Raw genomic sequence first — 14,762 nt, 5'->3', positions numbered from 1 at the left:
CCGTTTTCCGCCGCAAGCCGCATTGCGCAAAACCCCAGTTTCCCTATAGTGCGCGCTCCACAAGCCGCGACAGGAGCCACCAGCCATGGCCGACATCAAGGTAGGCATCATCATGGGCAGCCAATCCGACTGGCCCACCATGAAGGAAGCCGCCAATATTCTGGAAGAACTGGGCATCGAATATGAGGCAAAAATCGTCTCCGCCCACCGCACCCCGGACCGGCTGTGGAGCTACGGGAAATCCGCGGCAGAGCGCGGCCTGCAGGTGATCATCGCAGGCGCCGGCGGGGCCGCGCACCTGCCCGGCATGGTGGCCTCCAAGACCCGGGTGCCGGTGGTGGGCGTGCCGGTCCAGACCCGGGCGCTCTCCGGCGTCGATTCGCTCTATTCCATCGTGCAGATGCCCAAGGGCTTCCCGGTTGCGACCATGGCGATCGGCGCGGCAGGCGCGGCCAACGCCGGGCTGATGGCGGCCGGCATCCTGGCACTGCAGGACGCGGATCTCGCCAAACGGCTGGATGCCTGGCGCACGGCGCTCTCCGCCTCGATCCCGGAGGAGCCGGTCGATGACTGAGATGCTCGCTCCCGGCGCCACCATCGGCATCCTCGGCGGCGGCCAGCTTGGCCGGATGCTCTCGGCCGCGGCCTCCCGCCTCGGTTTCAAGACCCATATCTTCGAGCCGGGCAAGAACCCGCCCGCAGGCGACGTGGCAGCCCAGGTCACAACCGCGGGCTATGAGGACGCCGCGGCGCTTTCCGCCTTTGCCGCATCGGTCGATGTGATCACCTACGAGTTCGAGAACATCCCGACCTCCGCGCTTGATCTGCTGGAAGCGCGGAAGCCTATCCGCCCGGGCCGCGAAGCGCTGCGCATCAGCCAGGACCGGCTGACCGAAAAGACCTTCCTGCGGGACCTCGGCCTCCGGACCGCGCCTTTCGCAGACATCGCTGATCACGCGAGCCTCGAAACCGCGCTGGCGGAAATCGGCACGCCCGCAATCCTGAAAACCCGCCGCTTCGGCTATGACGGCAAAGGGCAGGCGCGGATCATGTCGCCGGAAGACGCGCCCGAGGCGCTCGCCGCGATGGCCGGGGCGCCCGCGGTGCTGGAAGGGTTCGTCGAGTTCAGCCACGAGGTCTCGGTCATCGCCGCGCGCAGCCCCAGCGGCGAGATCGCCTGTTACGACCCGGGCGAAAACGTCCACCGCGACGGCATCCTGCATACCACGACGGTACCCGCGCGGCTCAGCAAGACGCAGCGCATGGACGCGGTGCTGATGGCGGGAAAGATCCTGAACGCGCTGGATTATGCTGGTGTCCTCGGGGTCGAGCTCTTCGTCACTCCGGCCGGGCTGATCGTCAACGAAATTGCTCCGCGGGTGCACAACTCCGGCCACTGGACCCAGAACGGCTGCAGCGTAGACCAGTTCGAACAGCACATCCGCGCGGTGGCAGGCTGGCCGCTTGGCGACGGGCAGCGGCACTGCGATGTTGTGATGGAGAACCTGATCGGCAGCGACATGGAACGGGTGCCGGAACTGGCCCGGGAACGCGACTGCGCCCTCCATCTCTACGGCAAGGCCGAGGCCAAGCCGGGCCGCAAGATGGGCCATGTGAACCGGATCATCCGGCCGCAGGACTGAAGCCGGGTCCGGTATGGGGGCGCTTTCCCCGCCGCGGCTGCGCCGCGGCTCCCCCGGGGTATTTCGGGTCAGAAAGCAGCGCCGCCGGGTGCGGGCGTACAGGTGAAAGCGGCCGCGCCGGTTTCACGCGCCGCAAAGAGGGCCATCCGGCCTGATGAGCGGCGCTCCCTGCCCTGCTAGGCGAAGAACCGCGCCGCCACATCGCCCGCCATGTAGCTCACCCGCCCGCCAGATAGGGTAGCAGCGACGCGCAGGCTTTCCTTCTCAAGTACAACGATGTCGGCCCTGAGCCCCGGCGCCAGCCGGCCGCGGTCCACGAGGCCCAGAACCCGCGCCGGCCCTTCCGAAACCAGCCGCCAGGCACCTGCCAGGTCCAGCAGTCCCGAACGTCCCAGCATCAGCGCCGCACGGCGCGGGCTGGGGTAGTGGTAGTCCGAGGCCAGCGCATCGCAGAGTCCCATGGCGATCAGGTCCAGTGCCGAGGCATTGCCCTTGTGCGAGCCGCCGCGCACCACGTTGGGCGAGCCGAGGATCACCGCATCCCCCGCAGCGCGAGCGGCTTCCGCCGCCTCGGCGGTTTCCGGAAACTCCGCGATCCGCGCCCCCCTGTTGCGCCACAGCACCCGGTCCTGCGCGGTGCGGTCGTCATGGCTGCCCAACCGGACACCCAATTCCGCGAGCGCCTCGCACAGCGCCGAGAGCGCAGCGGGCAGCTCACCGCGGCGGGCGTGCATGTCCTTCATCATCTGCCAATGCACCTCGGGGTTGCGCCCGGCTTTCAGCGCCTGGCCCGTCAGCCGCGGCGGTTTTTTACCCTCGGCCAGCCGGTCGTGCGGCAGGTGGTCGTTGAACACGACGTAATGCACCTGCCATTCCGCCAGCTTGCCAGGCAGCGCGGCGTAGTGCTCCAGCATGTGGATCTCCAGGCGCAGCTGCGGCAGCAGGTCCGTCACCAGGCTCCCGCGCACATCCCTGATCGCGGCAAAGACCTGGGCGGCAAACTCCGGCCCGCGCAGGCCGCCTTCCCAGGAATAGAACTGCGCCAGCACAGCGGTGGTGATCCCATTGGCCGCAAGCTCGGCCTCCGCCGCCGCGACGCCCTCCGCCATCTGCTTCATCGCGCCGCGGCGCGGCGCCAGGTGGCGCTCGAAACCGTCACCATGCAGATCGACGATGCCCGGCAGCACCAGGTAACCTGTGAGATCGACCCGCCGCCCTGCAGGAGCGCCCGAGACCAGCCCGCCGCCAATAGCAATTTCGCCGGCGCGCTCCACCCCCTCGGGCCGCAGCACATCGCCGCCCTGGAAGGTCAGCTCCAATGTCATTCCGGCTCTCCTTTGCCGTTTCCCCCGCAGCCGCCCCGCAGCAGGCAGGCCTCGCGGACGATCTCATCCACAGCCGCAAGCCAGCCCTGCGAGGGCGCGAAATGGCCCTCCTCAAGGAAATGCAGGGTCTGGGCAATCACACGCGGGTTGTTCATCATGTAGGTATGGGTGACCGGCAGGGTCAAATGCGCGCGCATGCCTGCAACCTTTGTGCTGGCCACCGAAACCTTGCCGTCGTCCGGCCCCGGGATCAGATGCGAGAACACCGGATTCAGGGTCTCGTTCCCGGCGATCACCCCGAGCTCGAACCGCACCGGCGGCAGGCGGCGCGGCAGGCTGTCCGCGCCAGTGCCAAGCTGCCCGCCGGCAGGCCCGTGCAGCAGGCCGAACAACGCCCAATCGCCCATCTCGTCTACCAGCTCGCTGCCCTGGTTGGGCGGCGCAAGCATCACCACCCGGCCGAGGTTGCGCGGCACCTCCCCACGCAGCCAATGGCGCAGCAGGATGCCGCCCATCGAGTGCGTGACAACATGGGTGCGCGCGCGGCCGCAGGCGGCAAAGGCGCGCGGCAGCACCGCCTCTGCCAGCACTTCCACCGGCGCCTCGGTCGAGGCATAGCCGGGCCGCACCACACGGTAGCCGCGCGCCTCGAGCACCTCGTCCATCACAGCGAAAGATGCCTCGCTGCGCGCGAGCCCATGCAGCAGGATCACGCAGTCGGCCGCGGCCGGGCGCGGCAGCAGAAGGGCGGCAAGCAGAAACAGGGGAGAAAGACGCGCGAACATGTGCCCCAGATAAGCGCAATCCGGCGCCGGTGGAAGGCCTCTCAGCCCGCGCGTCGGCTAGGGCGCGGACCAGGCTGCGGCGCCCGCAGGACCACCAGCGAGATACCGCCAAGCACCGCCGCAGTGCCAAAGATCAGCCGCAGCCCGATCGCCTCGCCCAGGAGCGCCGCGCCTGCGAGAATCGCGATCACCGGGACGCTCAGCTGCACGGTCGCGGCCACCGCAGGCTGCAGCCGCGGCAGCACCTGGTACCAAAGTGCATAGCCGAGCCCGGAGGTCACCGCGCCGGAGATCACGGCCAGCCCGCCCCCCCAGAGGCTCCACACCGTGCCGCCGCCCGCGAGCCATACCACGGGCAGCATCATGAGCGAGGCAACAACGAAGTTGACGGACGTGGCCGCCAGCGGCTCGTGCGCCCCGCGGCCCAGGAGGCTGTAGATCCCCCAGCCCAAACCCGCCGCCGCCATCATCAGCGCCGCCCCCGGCGCAACCGCACTGCTTCCCGCAGGCCAGAGCACATAGGCAAGCCCCAGAAGCGCCAGAAGCGCCCCCAGGATCTGGGCCAGACCTGCCGGCGCGCCGCGCAGCATGCCCCAGAGGAACATGGAAATCTGCACTACGCCGAACAGGATCAGCGCGCCAAGCCCCGCGTCGAGCGCCTCGTAAGCGATGGAAAACCCGGCGATATAGAGCGTCAGCGCCGCCCCGCCCCAGACGCTGCCTCGCAGGGGCAGCCGCAGCGGCACGGCGCGGGCCCAGCACAACAGCAGCAGCATCCCCGCGCCCGAGAGCAGCCGCAGCAGGCCAAAGCCGGTGGCATCCATGTACCCGCCGCCGATTGCCACCCGCGCGAGGATCGAATTGGCCGCAAAGGCGCACATGGTGAGGGAGACGAGAAGAAAAAGCCGCATGCCACCGGGCTACCGCGGTGCCGGGGCCAGCGCCAGCTGTTTCTGCAAGGCTTGGCGTCACGTGCCAGCCACTGCGGCTCCGGTGGCGCGCTGCCACTTTCGGGCCCGAAATACCCCTGCCGGAAGCAGGCCCGCGGCGGCAGGCCTTCCGGCGCGCCAGTACGAAAAAGGGGCCGCCCAAAGGCGGCCCCGATATCATCCGGAAGGATGGCGATGATTACATCATGCCGCCCATGCCGCCCATGCCGCCCATGTCAGGCATGCCGCCGCCGGCTGCGCCTTCCTTGGCGGGACGGTCTGCGATCATCGCTTCGGTGGTGATCAGCAGGCCGGCAACCGAGGCCGCGTCTTCCAGTGCGGTCCGGGTCACTTTCGCCGGGTCGATCACGCCGAAGGAGAACATGTCGCCATATTCGTCGGTCTGCGCGTTGTAGCCGAAGTTTTTATCGGAGGATTCGCGCACCTTGCCGGCAACCACAGCCCCGTCGACACCTGCGTTCTCGGCGATCTGGCGCAGCGGCGCCTCGATGGCCTTGCGCACAATGGCGATACCGGCGTTCTGGTCGGAGTTTGCACCTTCCAGGCCTTCCAGCGACTTGCCGGCCTGAACCAGAGCCACACCGCCGCCGACAATCACGCCTTCCTGCACAGCCGCGCGGGTTGCGTTCAGAGCGTCGTCGACACGGTCCTTGCGCTCTTTCACTTCGACTTCGGTCATGCCGCCGACGCGGATCACGGCAACGCCGCCTGCCAGCTTGGCAACGCGTTCCTGCAGCTTCTCACGGTCGTAGTCGGAGGTGGTTTCCTCGATCTGGGTGCGGATCTGGGAGACGCGCGCCTCGATCTCGGCCTTCTCGCCGGCACCGTCGACGATGGTGGTCTCGTCCTTGGTGATCTGGACCTTCTTGGCGGTGCCCAGCATGTCCATGGTGACGGACTCGAGCTTCATGCCCAGATCCTCGGAGATCACCTGGCCGCCGGTCAGGATCGCGATGTCCTGCAGCATGGCCTTGCGGCGGTCGCCGAAGCCCGGTGCCTTCACGGCTGCAATTTTCAGGCCGCCGCGCAGCTTGTTGACCACGAGGGTCGCCAGCGCTTCGCCTTCGACGTCTTCGGCAATGATCAGCAGCGGCTTCTGCGACTGAATCACCTGCTCCAGCAGCGGAACCATCGGCTGCAGGGAGGAGAGTTTCTTCTCGTGCAGCAGGATCATGCAGTCTTCGAGTTCTGCAGTCATCTTGTCGGCGTTGGTCACGAAGTAGGGCGACAGGTAGCCGCGGTCGAACTGCATGCCCTCGACCACGTCGGTCTCGGTTTCCATGCCCTTGTTCTCTTCGACGGTGATGACGCCTTCGTTGCCGACTTTCTGCATCGCGTCGGCGATCTGGCGGCCGATTTCAGCTTCACCGTTGGCGGAGATGGTGCCGACCTGCGCAACTTCAGCGGAGTCGTTCACCGGGCGCGCCATTTCCTTGATGCCTTCGACGACCTTGGTGGTGGCGAGGTCGATGCCGCGCTTCAGGTCCATCGGGTTCAGGCCCGCTGCAACCTGCTTCAGGCCTTCCTTGACGATCGCCTGGGCCAGAACGGTTGCGGTGGTGGTGCCGTCACCGGCTTCGTCGTTGGTGCGCTGGGCCACTTCCTTGACCATTTGCGCGCCCATGTTCTCGAACTTGTCCTCGAGTTCGATTTCCTTGGCAACCGAGACACCGTCCTTGGTGATGCGCGGTGCGCCGAAGGACTTGTCCAGAACCACGTTGCGGCCTTTCGGGCCCAGGGTCACCTTCACCGCGTCGGCGAGGATGTTCACGCCCTTGAGCATGCGGTTGCGGGCATCGGTGTCGAATTTGACGTCCTTAGCAGCCATTGATCAGTCTCCTTGAGAATACTGTGTATGTGCGAGTGAGGATGTGCCGGAGCAATTGGCTCAGACGATCACACCCATGATGTCGCTTTCCTTCATCATCAGCAGCTCTTCGCCGTCGATGGTGACCTCAGTGCCGGACCACTTGCCGAACAGGATGCGGTCGCCTTCTTTCACGGCCATCGCGATCAGCTCGCCGCTGTCCTTGCGCGCGCCTTCACCGGTGGCGACGACAACGCCTTCGCTCGGCTTTTCTTTTGCGCTGTCGGGGATGATCAGACCGCCTGCGGTCTTTTCTTCGCTTTCCACACGGCGAACCAGCACGCGGTCATGAAGCGGTTTCAGTGCCATCTTTGCAGCTCCTTAAAGGCTCAAAGGTTGTTGTCCCTGCGGGCCCGGCGCGTTGGCCGGGCCGCGTTATCACTCACGAGGGGTGAGTGCTAACGACCGGGAAGCTAGGAATGGGGCCGGGGCTTGTCAACACGGAATCAGCGAAAAATTAGACCGCCGCGGACAGTTTCCTGCGCTGCGCTTACCGCCGCCTGAAGATGCCTGCGCCACCTTAGGCATCCTCCCAGCTTCCGGCCCAATGAGCCAGCCCGGCCCGGCCTTCTTCCGTCAGCTGATAGATGCCCTTTTCCACCCGCTCGAACCAGCCGTAGTGGTTCTTGCCCATCAGCTGGGTCGCGCGGGAAACGCCGGTGGCGCGGGCGACTTCGGCGCCCTTCGACGCCCCGGCAACCGCCAGATGCGCCGCACAGACCAGAGCGTCCTGCCGGTAGGCGGTGACCAGCCCGCGCCTGGTGGCACCCCCTGCATTTGGATCGCCGCGCAGGCTGGCAAACTCGCGCTGCAAGCGGGCCTGCTTCTTCTTCGACTTGCGCGGTGAATACGGCCCGGGATCGCAATGCACATCCGCCCTGCCGTCCGCCAGCACGGTGATCAGCCCCAGGCCCAGCCGCCGGCAGAGCGCCAGGTTATCCTTCAGCATCCGCCGCGCCTGCCGCCCGCCGGGCCGCGGCACCGCGATGTAGACATGATCGGTGACCGCAAGACGGGCAATCGCCTGGTGGAACAGCGACAACGAGAACTTCAGTTTCAGCTCGACGATCACCGGCGGCTCGTCGCCGCGGCGAGCGACCACGTCGGCCGCGCCGACCTCCCCCTTCACCGCATAGCCCTGCGCCTCAAACAACGCCTTCACCGGCGCATAAAGCTGATCTTCCCGCTCCATGCCGCCATCACTGGCAGGATGCCGCGGCAAAGGCAATCGGCGGGGAGGCTGCGGCGGCGTTTCCCGTTGCCCGGCGGCGGCACAGGGCCTAAAGCTGGTACTCCCGGACCACGTGAAAGGGCCGACATGACACGGATTCTGCTGCTGCTTGCGTTCCTTTTGCAGGCCAGCGCCGGATATGCCGCCTGCCGCGGCGCCGATTTCCGCAACCAGCTCACCCCTGCCGCCGAGCAGCGGCTGGCCGAGGAGATGGCCGCCACCCCCTTTGCCGTTGGCAACCACTGGGTCGCCCGCAAGGGCACCCGCACCATCCACGTGATCGGCACCATGCACGGCGGCGACGCCCGCATGGGCCGGGTGATGCGCACCCTGCGCCCGGTGCTGAATGCAGCCGGTGCGATCTACCTGGAAACCTCGCGCGCCGAGCTTGAGCGCTACAACGCCGATCCCACCCGCTTTGCCGCCCGTTTCCTGCTGCCCCGCGGGGAGGAACTGCGGCGGCTGGTCTCGCCCCTCAGCTGGGAACGCTTCGTGGTCTTTGCCCGCCTCAGCGGCACCGACCTGGATTTGCTGAACCGGATGCAGCCCTGGGCGGTCTCGATGTTTCTGATCCAAAGCGGCTGCCGCCCTTACGGCTTTGGCACGCGGCGCGGGCTGGACGACCGTATCGCCGATCACGCCCGCCGAAAGCGCATCCCGCTCGGCGCGCTGGAAACTGTTGGCGACGGTCTGAATGCGCTCTCCGCGCTGCCCCTGCGTGACCAGGCGAAGATGCTGGACCTCGAGTTGCTGGTTCTGCACTCGGACAAGCCCGAAGACGCCACTCCGGTGGAGGCCTATTTCGACGAAAGCGTCTGGAGCGCCTTTATCCTGGCCCCCTGGGTCAATGCACAGTTCACCGACATGCCAGCAGAAGAGGTCGCGCGCCTTTGGCAGGTGAACAACCTCTACCTGCTGGAGATGCGCAACAAGCGTTGGCTGGCACCGATACTGGCCGCCCGGCACGAGACCATCGTGGTGGCCGTCGGGGCAGCACATCTGCCCGGGCGGGGCGGCCTTCTGAACCTGCTGCAGCAGCGCGGTTTCCAGCTCAGCCGCGCACCCTGGCAGCCCAGCCGCTGACATGCCCGATCAAGGAAAGCCCCGATGCGAATTGTCGTGAGACTGCTGCTGTTCCTTCTGCCCGCGCCCCTCTGGGCGGCCTGCTCCGGCACCGACTTGCGCGAGGTCCTCAGCCCCGCGGAACGCGCAGAAATCAGCACCCGTGTCGCCGCTCTGCCCTACAGCGAAGGCAACCATTGGATCGCGGCCCGCGGGGAGCGGCGCGTGCATGTGATCGGCACCCTGCATCTGAACGACCCGCGCATGGAAGCAATCACCACCCGGCTTGCCCCGGTGATCGGAGGTGCCGATGCACTGCTGGTCGAGGCCGATGCCGAGGCAGAGGCCAGGTTCCTCGACACCCTGGCGCGCGATCCCTCGCTGACACTGATCACCGAAGGCCCCACGCTGATTGACCGGCTGCCGGAGGCGGACTGGCAGGTGCTGGCCGAGAAGGCGCGCCGCCATGGCATCCCGCCCTGGATGGCCGCCAAGATGCAGCCCTGGTTCCTGTCCCTCAGCATGGCGGTACCGCCCTGCCTGCGCGCGCCTGGGGCGGCGCCGGAGCCCGGCCTCGACAAGCGGCTGGAGGCGCAGGCAGACGCCGCCGGGGTGCCGGTCGCGGCGCTGGAGGATCCGCTCACGCTGCTGGGGATCATGGCGTCGGATCCGCTGGAGGACCAGGTGCGGGAGCTGCACGCCATGCTCGCACTGCTGGGCACCGATGGCGATGCATTCCACACGATGACGGAAAGCTACTTCGATGAGCAGGCTGCCTTTTTCCTCGAGCTCAGCCGGCGCGATTTCCTTGCCCACGGCACCCTGCCCCGCCAGGATCTGGAGAGAATGTGGCAGGACACGCTGACCGCCATGACCGACGTGCGCAACCGCGCCTGGCTGCCCGTGATCGAGGCCACCGAAGGCACCCACATCGTGGTCGCAGCCGGCGCGCTGCATTTGCCCGGCGATAACGGCCTGCTGAACCTGCTGGCACGGGCGGGATACAGACTCGCCCGCGCGCCTTTCTGACCCCGCCGCGCCCCAGAACTCTCCGCGTGCCCGGGCGGGGTGACAAGCCAGCCGCCCGCGCCTATAAGGCCCGGAAATCTCCCCTATCGCGACTCATTTCACGGACAGGACCCGCCATGACCATTCAAGTTTTCGGCCACAAATCCCCCGACACCGACTCCACCGGCTCCCCGATCATCTGGGCCTGGTACCTGAACGAGGTGCAGGGTCAGAAGGCCGAAGCCGTGCTGCTGGGCGAACCCAACACCGAAGCCGCCTTCATGCTGGAGCGCTGGGGCTTTGAGAAGCCGGCCATGATCGAAGACGTGGCTGATGGCGCGCCGGTGGTGATCGTCGACACCAACAACCCGGCCGAGCTGCCCGCGAACATCAACGGTGCCGACGTTCAGGCGATCATCGACCATCACAAGCTGGTTGGCGGCCTGGAGACCAAAGGCCCGATCGACATCACCATCCGCCCCCTGGCCTGCACCGCCACCATCATGCACGACCTGATGGGCGAGGATGCCGCCCGGATGCCCCAGGCCATCAAGGGCGCGGCGCTGACCTGCATCCTCTCGGACACGCTGGAATTCCGCTCGCCGACCACCACGCCGCATGACAAGGCCGTGGCCGAGCAGCTGGCTGCCGATCTGGGCATCACCATCGCCGACTACGCCGCCGAGATGTTTGCCGCCAAGTCGGATGTCTCCTCCTTCTCCGATGCCGAACTGATCCGCATGGATTCCAAGGAATATGCCGTTGAAGGCACCAAGTTCCGCGTGTCCGTGCTGGAAACCACCGCACCGGGCGTGGTGCTGGACCGCAAGGCTTCGCTGATGGAGACAATGGGCACCGTGGCGCAGGAAGACGGCGTCGACCAGGTCCTGCTTTTCGTGGTCGACATCCTGAAGGAAGAAGCGACCTTGCTGGTGCCGAACGATCTGGTGAAAACCGTGGCGCAGAAATCCTTTGGCGCAGAAGCCGCGGGCGACACTGTCGTGCTGCCCGGCATCATGTCGCGCAAGAAGCAGATCATCCCCAACCTCAAGGTCTGAGGACGCGGGCCGGGCGGCCCTGCCCTGCCCTGCCTTGAACAGCAGACAGGCGCCCTTCGTCAGGGCGCCTTTTCTCTTGCCTGCCGGCATGGCCGATCTCTCTGTCCCTTAGATCTTGCTGTGGCCGCAAGGACATCCCTGTGCGGGAATTTCCTGGCTGAGCCGGCGGGCTTCCGGATGGCGGGCCTTCCCCGCGCCGCGCAGCCGGCAGGAGGGAGAGGCGATTGCGCCGCCCCCTCCCGCCGGCCAGGCATCAGGCGGATCGCGCGAGCGGCAGGTTCTCGAAGGCATCGTCCTCGGGGTGCGCAAGCGCCGGCGGCGGGCTTTGATGCTGGCCCTGATGCTGGCTCTGCGGGGCTGAACCCTTCAGAGTGAACTGGCCGACCAGAGTGCTGAGCGTTGTGGTCTCGGAGTTCATCAGCCGGATTGCCGCGCCCGCCTGCTCGACCATCGCGGCATTCTGCTGGGTCACCGAGTCGAGCTGCGAGACGCCGATGTTGATCTCGTTCAGCCCCTGCGCCTGTTCCGCCGACTCCGCAGAGATGCCGGAGACCAGATCCGCGATGCTTGCGACCTGGGTTACGACCGCAGACAGTGCCTTTCCTGCCCCGTCCACCTTGTCCACGCCTTCTTCGACGTTTTTGGAGCTGGCGCTGATCAGGGTCTTGATTTCGCCCGCCGCATCGGAGGAGCGCTGCGCCAGCGCCCGCACCTCGGAGGCAACCACCGCAAAGCCGCGGCCGACCTCGCCTGCCCGGGCGGCCTCGACCCCGGCATTCAGCGCCAGGAGGTTGGTCTGGAAGGCGATGTCGTCGATCACGCCGATGATCTGGGAGATCTGGTCGGAGGATTTCTCGATTTCGTTCATCGCTGCGATCGCGCCTTCAACCACCCGGCCGCTGTGTTCCACGTCGCTGCGGGCGGTTTCCACGGCTTCCTCCACCTGCTTGGCGTTGGAGGCCGAATTGTTCACGCTGACCGTCATCTGCTCCAGCGCCGCTGCGGTCTCCTCCAGCGTGGCGGCCTGGCTCTCGGTGCGCGCCGAAAGGTCCTCGGAGGCGGACTGGATTTCGCCGGACTGCACCTGGATGCCCTGGCTCGCCTGCACCACCTGCGACAGCAGATCATTCAGCTTGTCGACGGTTTCGTTGTAGTTCTCGCGCAGCGCATCGTAATCGCCATTGAACGCAGTTTCGATCCGGGCGCTGAAATTGCCTGCGGACAGCTGCTGCAAGCCGCGGCGAAGCCGCTCGATCACCTGCTCGCCTTCGGCCCGCAGGGCGTTCTGCTCGTCCAGCGCCTTGATCACCCGGCCGGAGACGGCATCGATGTCTTTGGCGATCTCGCCGAAGTCATCGGCGCGCATGCGGTCGGCGATCCGGATCTTGAAGTCACCCTTAGCCACATCGTGCAGCGCCTCGCGCAGGCGGCCGATCGGCTTGGTGATGGTCTGGGTCACCTTGTGGGCGTTGTACATCATCAGCGCCACCGCAGCGCCCGAGAAGCCAAGCAGCGTGTACAGCAGCTGCATATCATGCTTGCGGGCGGATTCCGCGGTTTCCTTCGCTGAGGTCTTGATCTGCTTGCCGAGCGGCTCCAGCGCGACTTCCAGCGCGTCGTACTGCTTCTGGAAGGCAGGCAGCGCGGCCAGTGCTGCCTCTGTATCGGTGAAGGCCAGCTTGGCAACCTTCTCCCCCTCGGTGATGAAGGCCTCCATGATCGGGACCATATCCACCACCATCCGGCGGATCTCCGGTGCCAGGTCCATCTTCTGCAGTTCTTCCATCGAACGTCGGAAGCTGGCCTTGTCTTCTTCCATCTTGGCCTTGATCTTTTTCTGCTTGGCGGCAGAACCGTCAGGACCGATCAGGATGCCATAAACCACCTCCGCCTCAATCGCGTCATGCATCATGTCCGCAGTCAGCTCGTGCCGGACAGCCTCCGTCACGTTGATTTGCCGTTCAAGCTCCAGCTCGCTCTGCCAGAGGCTGTACACCGACAGGGCCGCCAGGATCACGGTCGCCATGATGGAAACCACGCCAGAGACGACCAGCCGGGTCTTCATAGGTACTGTACGAAACATCGCAAAAACGCCACTTAGTTGTTAAAGGGACAGATATTCAAAACCCATTGAAGTGCAAAAAGTCTGAAAAACCGGTGTACGCCGTGTGTTTCCAGACCGATTAATCGCACTAAAGTTGTGCATTCAGCCAATCTGCTGCCATTGCGCGGGCAGCCCCCGTCTGGTCAATACCGGCGCGCTCTGCCATAGGTGGGGCAATCGAAGCTATCGTGAAAGACCCCGCCATGGCACAGATCATCGATTCCCTGTCCGACGTCTCCGGCCGCTACAAGGCGCTGTTCGTAGATCTCTGGGGCTGCGTGCACAACGGCATCACTGCCTACCCGGAGGCGGTTGCAGCCCTGCAGCGTTACCGGTCGGAGGGCGGCATCGTGGTCTTGCTGACCAACTCGCCCAAGCCGCGCGCGGGCGTGGCAGATCAGCTCGGCCAGTTCGGCGTGCCGCGGGATGCCTACGATACCATCGCCACCTCGGGCGACTCCGCGCGCGCCGCGATGTTAACCGGGGCGGTCGGCAGCAAGGTCTACTTCATGGGGGAATGGGAGCGCGATGCCGGCTTTTTCGAGCCGCTGCATATTATCGAGAACCCGGTGGAGATCACCCGTGTACCGCTGAAGGAGGCCGAGGGCATCGTGTGCTGCGGCCCCTTCGACCCGCACGCCGCCCCGGAGGTGAACCGGCCGGATTTCCTCTACGCCAAGCAAATGGGGCTGAAACTGCTGTGCGCGAACCCCGACATAGTGGTGGACCGCGGCGAAACGCGGGAGTGGTGCGCGGGCGCGCTGGCGCGGCTCTATACCGAGATGGGCGGCGAGAGCCTCTATTTCGGCAAGCCGCACCCGCCGGTTTATGACCTCGCCCGCCGCCGCCTTGCCGAGATCGGAGCCGAGACGTCCGATGCTGACATCCTGGCCATCGGCGACGGGCCGCATACCGACATCGCGGGCGCCATGGGGGAGGGCATCGACTCCCTGTTCATCACCGGCGGTCTGGCCGCTGCGGAAACCAAGACGGCCAGGCAGCCGGACCCGGAAGCGCTGGAGGCATATCTGAAAAAGGAACTGTCTGCGCCCACCTATGCCATCGGTTTCCTGCGGTAAGACCTGCCTGTCCGGCGGCAGCCGCCGTCCGCCCCCGCCGGCCCTGAACCAGCCCCGCCTTTCCGGCGGGGCTTTTTGTGCAGAAAGGACTTGATTTTCTGCAACTGCGAAGTAATAAAATTGCGTGTCGGCCACTCCAAGCGCCGGAAAATTTCACACCCGTCGGGAGGGGCAAATGTTGGACAACATGCCGCGCGGAACCATCTGCATCGAAGACATCGAAATGGGCATGGTGCGCTACCTGCGAAAAACCATCAGCGATGAAGACATTCAGATGTTCGCCACTGTTTCCACCGACCACAATCCGGTGCATCTGGACGACGACTACGCGCGCGACACCATATTCGAAGGCCGCATCGCCCATGGCATGCTGACGGCAGGGCTGATCTCCGCGGTGATCGGCGAGCAGCTGCCCGGCCACGGCACCATCTACATGAGCCAGTCGCTGAAATTCCTCGCCCCCGTTCGGCCCGGCGACATGGTGCTGGCGGAAGTCGAAGTGACCGGTATCGAGGTCGGCAAGCGCCGGGTCAAGCTGGACTGCCGCTGCATGGTGGAGGGCAAGAAGGTTCTGGTGGGTGAGGCCATGGTGATGGCGCCTTCGCGCAAGTTCGACTGAGGCAGAGGCCAGTACCGCGGCCCTGCCCGGC

The 14,762-nt window shown here is 66.0% G+C and carries 14 protein-coding genes; 7 read left to right on the top strand and 7 right to left on the bottom strand.

Annotated features, from left to right (window positions below; translation table 11 throughout):
• Positions 1 to 85 precede the first annotated feature (85 nt).
• Positions 86 to 574 carry a 5-(carboxyamino)imidazole ribonucleotide mutase gene (gene purE / locus ACOHWE_RS09935; protein ID WP_420666070.1) on the top strand — a complete coding sequence of 163 codons (489 nt, stop codon included), beginning with the start codon at positions 86 to 88 and terminating at the stop codon, positions 572 to 574.
• Positions 567 to 1,643: a 5-(carboxyamino)imidazole ribonucleotide synthase gene (locus ACOHWE_RS09930; RefSeq protein WP_420666069.1), complete on the top strand. Its 1,077-nt coding sequence runs from the start codon at positions 567 to 569 to the stop codon at positions 1,641 to 1,643. Before purE ends, ACOHWE_RS09930 begins: the two co-directional genes overlap by 8 nt.
• Positions 1,644 to 1,819: 176 nt before the next feature.
• On the opposite strand, the gene ACOHWE_RS09925 is transcribed toward ACOHWE_RS09930, so the two are convergent.
• The 6 genes from ACOHWE_RS09925 to ACOHWE_RS09900 form a co-directional block, all read right to left on the bottom strand.
• A complete protein-coding gene (locus ACOHWE_RS09925) occupies positions 1,820 to 2,968 on the bottom strand; it encodes an alpha-D-ribose 1-methylphosphonate 5-triphosphate diphosphatase (protein ID WP_420666068.1) in 1,149 nt (382 codons plus the stop codon).
• A complete protein-coding gene (locus tag ACOHWE_RS09920) occupies positions 2,965 to 3,753 on the bottom strand; it encodes an esterase/lipase family protein (RefSeq protein WP_420666066.1) in 789 nt (262 codons plus the stop codon). The genes ACOHWE_RS09925 and ACOHWE_RS09920 overlap by 4 nt, the downstream gene beginning before the upstream one ends.
• A gap of 41 nt (positions 3,754 to 3,794) precedes the next feature.
• On the bottom strand, positions 3,795 to 4,664 hold the full coding sequence (locus ACOHWE_RS09915) for a DMT family transporter (RefSeq protein ID WP_420666065.1): 870 nt from the start codon (positions 4,662 to 4,664) through the stop codon (positions 3,795 to 3,797).
• A 217-nt stretch (positions 4,665 to 4,881) separates the two neighbouring features.
• Complete coding sequence (gene groL / locus ACOHWE_RS09910) at positions 4,882 to 6,531, bottom strand: chaperonin GroEL (protein ID WP_420666064.1); 1,650 nt, start codon at positions 6,529 to 6,531, stop codon at positions 4,882 to 4,884.
• Positions 6,532 to 6,591: 60 nt separating this feature from the next.
• Positions 6,592 to 6,879 (bottom strand): co-chaperone GroES, encoded by a 288-nt coding sequence (locus ACOHWE_RS09905; RefSeq protein WP_420666063.1) that lies wholly within the window; start codon positions 6,877 to 6,879, stop codon positions 6,592 to 6,594.
• A 211-nt stretch (positions 6,880 to 7,090) separates the two neighbouring features.
• Complete coding sequence (locus tag ACOHWE_RS09900) at positions 7,091 to 7,762, bottom strand: DUF2161 domain-containing phosphodiesterase (protein WP_420666061.1); 672 nt, start codon at positions 7,760 to 7,762, stop codon at positions 7,091 to 7,093.
• 126 nt (positions 7,763 to 7,888) lie between these two features.
• Between ACOHWE_RS09900 and ACOHWE_RS09895 the strand changes: the two genes are divergently transcribed.
• The 3 genes from ACOHWE_RS09895 to ACOHWE_RS09885 all read left to right on the top strand — a co-directional run bounded on the left by ACOHWE_RS09895 (position 7,889) and on the right by ACOHWE_RS09885 (position 10,929).
• Positions 7,889 to 8,884 (top strand): TraB/GumN family protein, encoded by a 996-nt coding sequence (locus ACOHWE_RS09895; protein ID WP_420666060.1) that lies wholly within the window; start codon positions 7,889 to 7,891, stop codon positions 8,882 to 8,884.
• A 24-nt stretch (positions 8,885 to 8,908) separates the two neighbouring features.
• A complete protein-coding gene (locus ACOHWE_RS09890; RefSeq protein ID WP_420666058.1) occupies positions 8,909 to 9,892 on the top strand; it encodes a TraB/GumN family protein in 984 nt (327 codons plus the stop codon).
• A gap of 116 nt (positions 9,893 to 10,008) precedes the next feature.
• The gene (locus ACOHWE_RS09885; RefSeq protein ID WP_420666056.1) at positions 10,009 to 10,929 is read left to right on the top strand and encodes a manganese-dependent inorganic pyrophosphatase; all 921 of its coding nucleotides are present in this window, start codon (positions 10,009 to 10,011) and stop codon (positions 10,927 to 10,929) included.
• A gap of 253 nt (positions 10,930 to 11,182) precedes the next feature.
• Here the strand turns inward: ACOHWE_RS09885 and ACOHWE_RS09880 are convergent, their stop codons facing one another.
• Positions 11,183 to 13,012, bottom strand: coding sequence for a methyl-accepting chemotaxis protein (locus ACOHWE_RS09880; RefSeq protein ID WP_420666054.1), 1,830 nt, complete (start codon positions 13,010 to 13,012; stop codon positions 11,183 to 11,185).
• 224 nt (positions 13,013 to 13,236) lie between these two features.
• Here ACOHWE_RS09880 and ACOHWE_RS09875 point away from each other — a divergent pair, with 224 nt between their 5' ends.
• Both ACOHWE_RS09875 and ACOHWE_RS09870 read left to right on the top strand, forming a co-directional pair.
• Complete coding sequence (locus ACOHWE_RS09875) at positions 13,237 to 14,112, top strand: TIGR01459 family HAD-type hydrolase (protein ID WP_420666052.1); 876 nt, start codon at positions 13,237 to 13,239, stop codon at positions 14,110 to 14,112.
• A 175-nt stretch (positions 14,113 to 14,287) separates the two neighbouring features.
• Positions 14,288 to 14,731: a MaoC family dehydratase gene (locus tag ACOHWE_RS09870; protein WP_420666050.1), complete on the top strand. Its 444-nt coding sequence runs from the start codon at positions 14,288 to 14,290 to the stop codon at positions 14,729 to 14,731.
• Positions 14,732 to 14,762 lie beyond the last annotated feature (31 nt).

It is taken from the genome of Cribrihabitans neustonicus, from assembly GCF_048820895.1.
Classification (GTDB): Bacteria; Pseudomonadota; Alphaproteobacteria; order Rhodobacterales; family Rhodobacteraceae; genus Cribrihabitans_A; species Cribrihabitans_A neustonicus.
The sequence above is the reverse complement of the archived record's forward strand: the minus strand, read 5'-3'. Positions and strand labels throughout refer to the sequence as shown.

Excerpts from the sequence above, each read along its gene's own strand:
- ACOHWE_RS09930 (WP_420666069.1), top strand. The coding sequence starts at position 567 with ATGACTGAGATGCTCGCTCCCGGCGCCACCATCGGCATCCTCGGCGGC.
- ACOHWE_RS09870 (WP_420666050.1), top strand. The coding sequence starts at position 14,288 with ATGTTGGACAACATGCCGCGCGGAACCATCTGCATCGAAGACATCGAA.
- ACOHWE_RS09890 (WP_420666058.1), top strand. The coding sequence starts at position 8,909 with ATGCGAATTGTCGTGAGACTGCTGCTGTTCCTTCTGCCCGCGCCCCTC.
- ACOHWE_RS09875 (WP_420666052.1), top strand. The coding sequence starts at position 13,237 with ATGGCACAGATCATCGATTCCCTGTCCGACGTCTCCGGCCGCTACAAG.
- ACOHWE_RS09880 (WP_420666054.1), bottom strand. The coding sequence starts at position 13,012 with ATGTTTCGTACAGTACCTATGAAGACCCGGCTGGTCGTCTCTGGCGTG.
- ACOHWE_RS09900 (WP_420666061.1), bottom strand. The coding sequence starts at position 7,762 with ATGGAGCGGGAAGATCAGCTTTATGCGCCGGTGAAGGCGTTGTTTGAG.
- ACOHWE_RS09905 (WP_420666063.1), bottom strand. The coding sequence starts at position 6,879 with ATGGCACTGAAACCGCTTCATGACCGCGTGCTGGTTCGCCGTGTGGAA.
- ACOHWE_RS09885 (WP_420666056.1), top strand. The coding sequence starts at position 10,009 with ATGACCATTCAAGTTTTCGGCCACAAATCCCCCGACACCGACTCCACC.
- ACOHWE_RS09915 (WP_420666065.1), bottom strand. The coding sequence starts at position 4,664 with ATGCGGCTTTTTCTTCTCGTCTCCCTCACCATGTGCGCCTTTGCGGCC.
- purE (WP_420666070.1), top strand. The coding sequence starts at position 86 with ATGGCCGACATCAAGGTAGGCATCATCATGGGCAGCCAATCCGACTGG.
- ACOHWE_RS09895 (WP_420666060.1), top strand. The coding sequence starts at position 7,889 with ATGACACGGATTCTGCTGCTGCTTGCGTTCCTTTTGCAGGCCAGCGCC.
- groL (WP_420666064.1), bottom strand. The coding sequence starts at position 6,531 with ATGGCTGCTAAGGACGTCAAATTCGACACCGATGCCCGCAACCGCATG.
- ACOHWE_RS09920 (WP_420666066.1), bottom strand. The coding sequence starts at position 3,753 with ATGTTCGCGCGTCTTTCTCCCCTGTTTCTGCTTGCCGCCCTTCTGCTG.
- ACOHWE_RS09925 (WP_420666068.1), bottom strand. The coding sequence starts at position 2,968 with ATGACATTGGAGCTGACCTTCCAGGGCGGCGATGTGCTGCGGCCCGAG.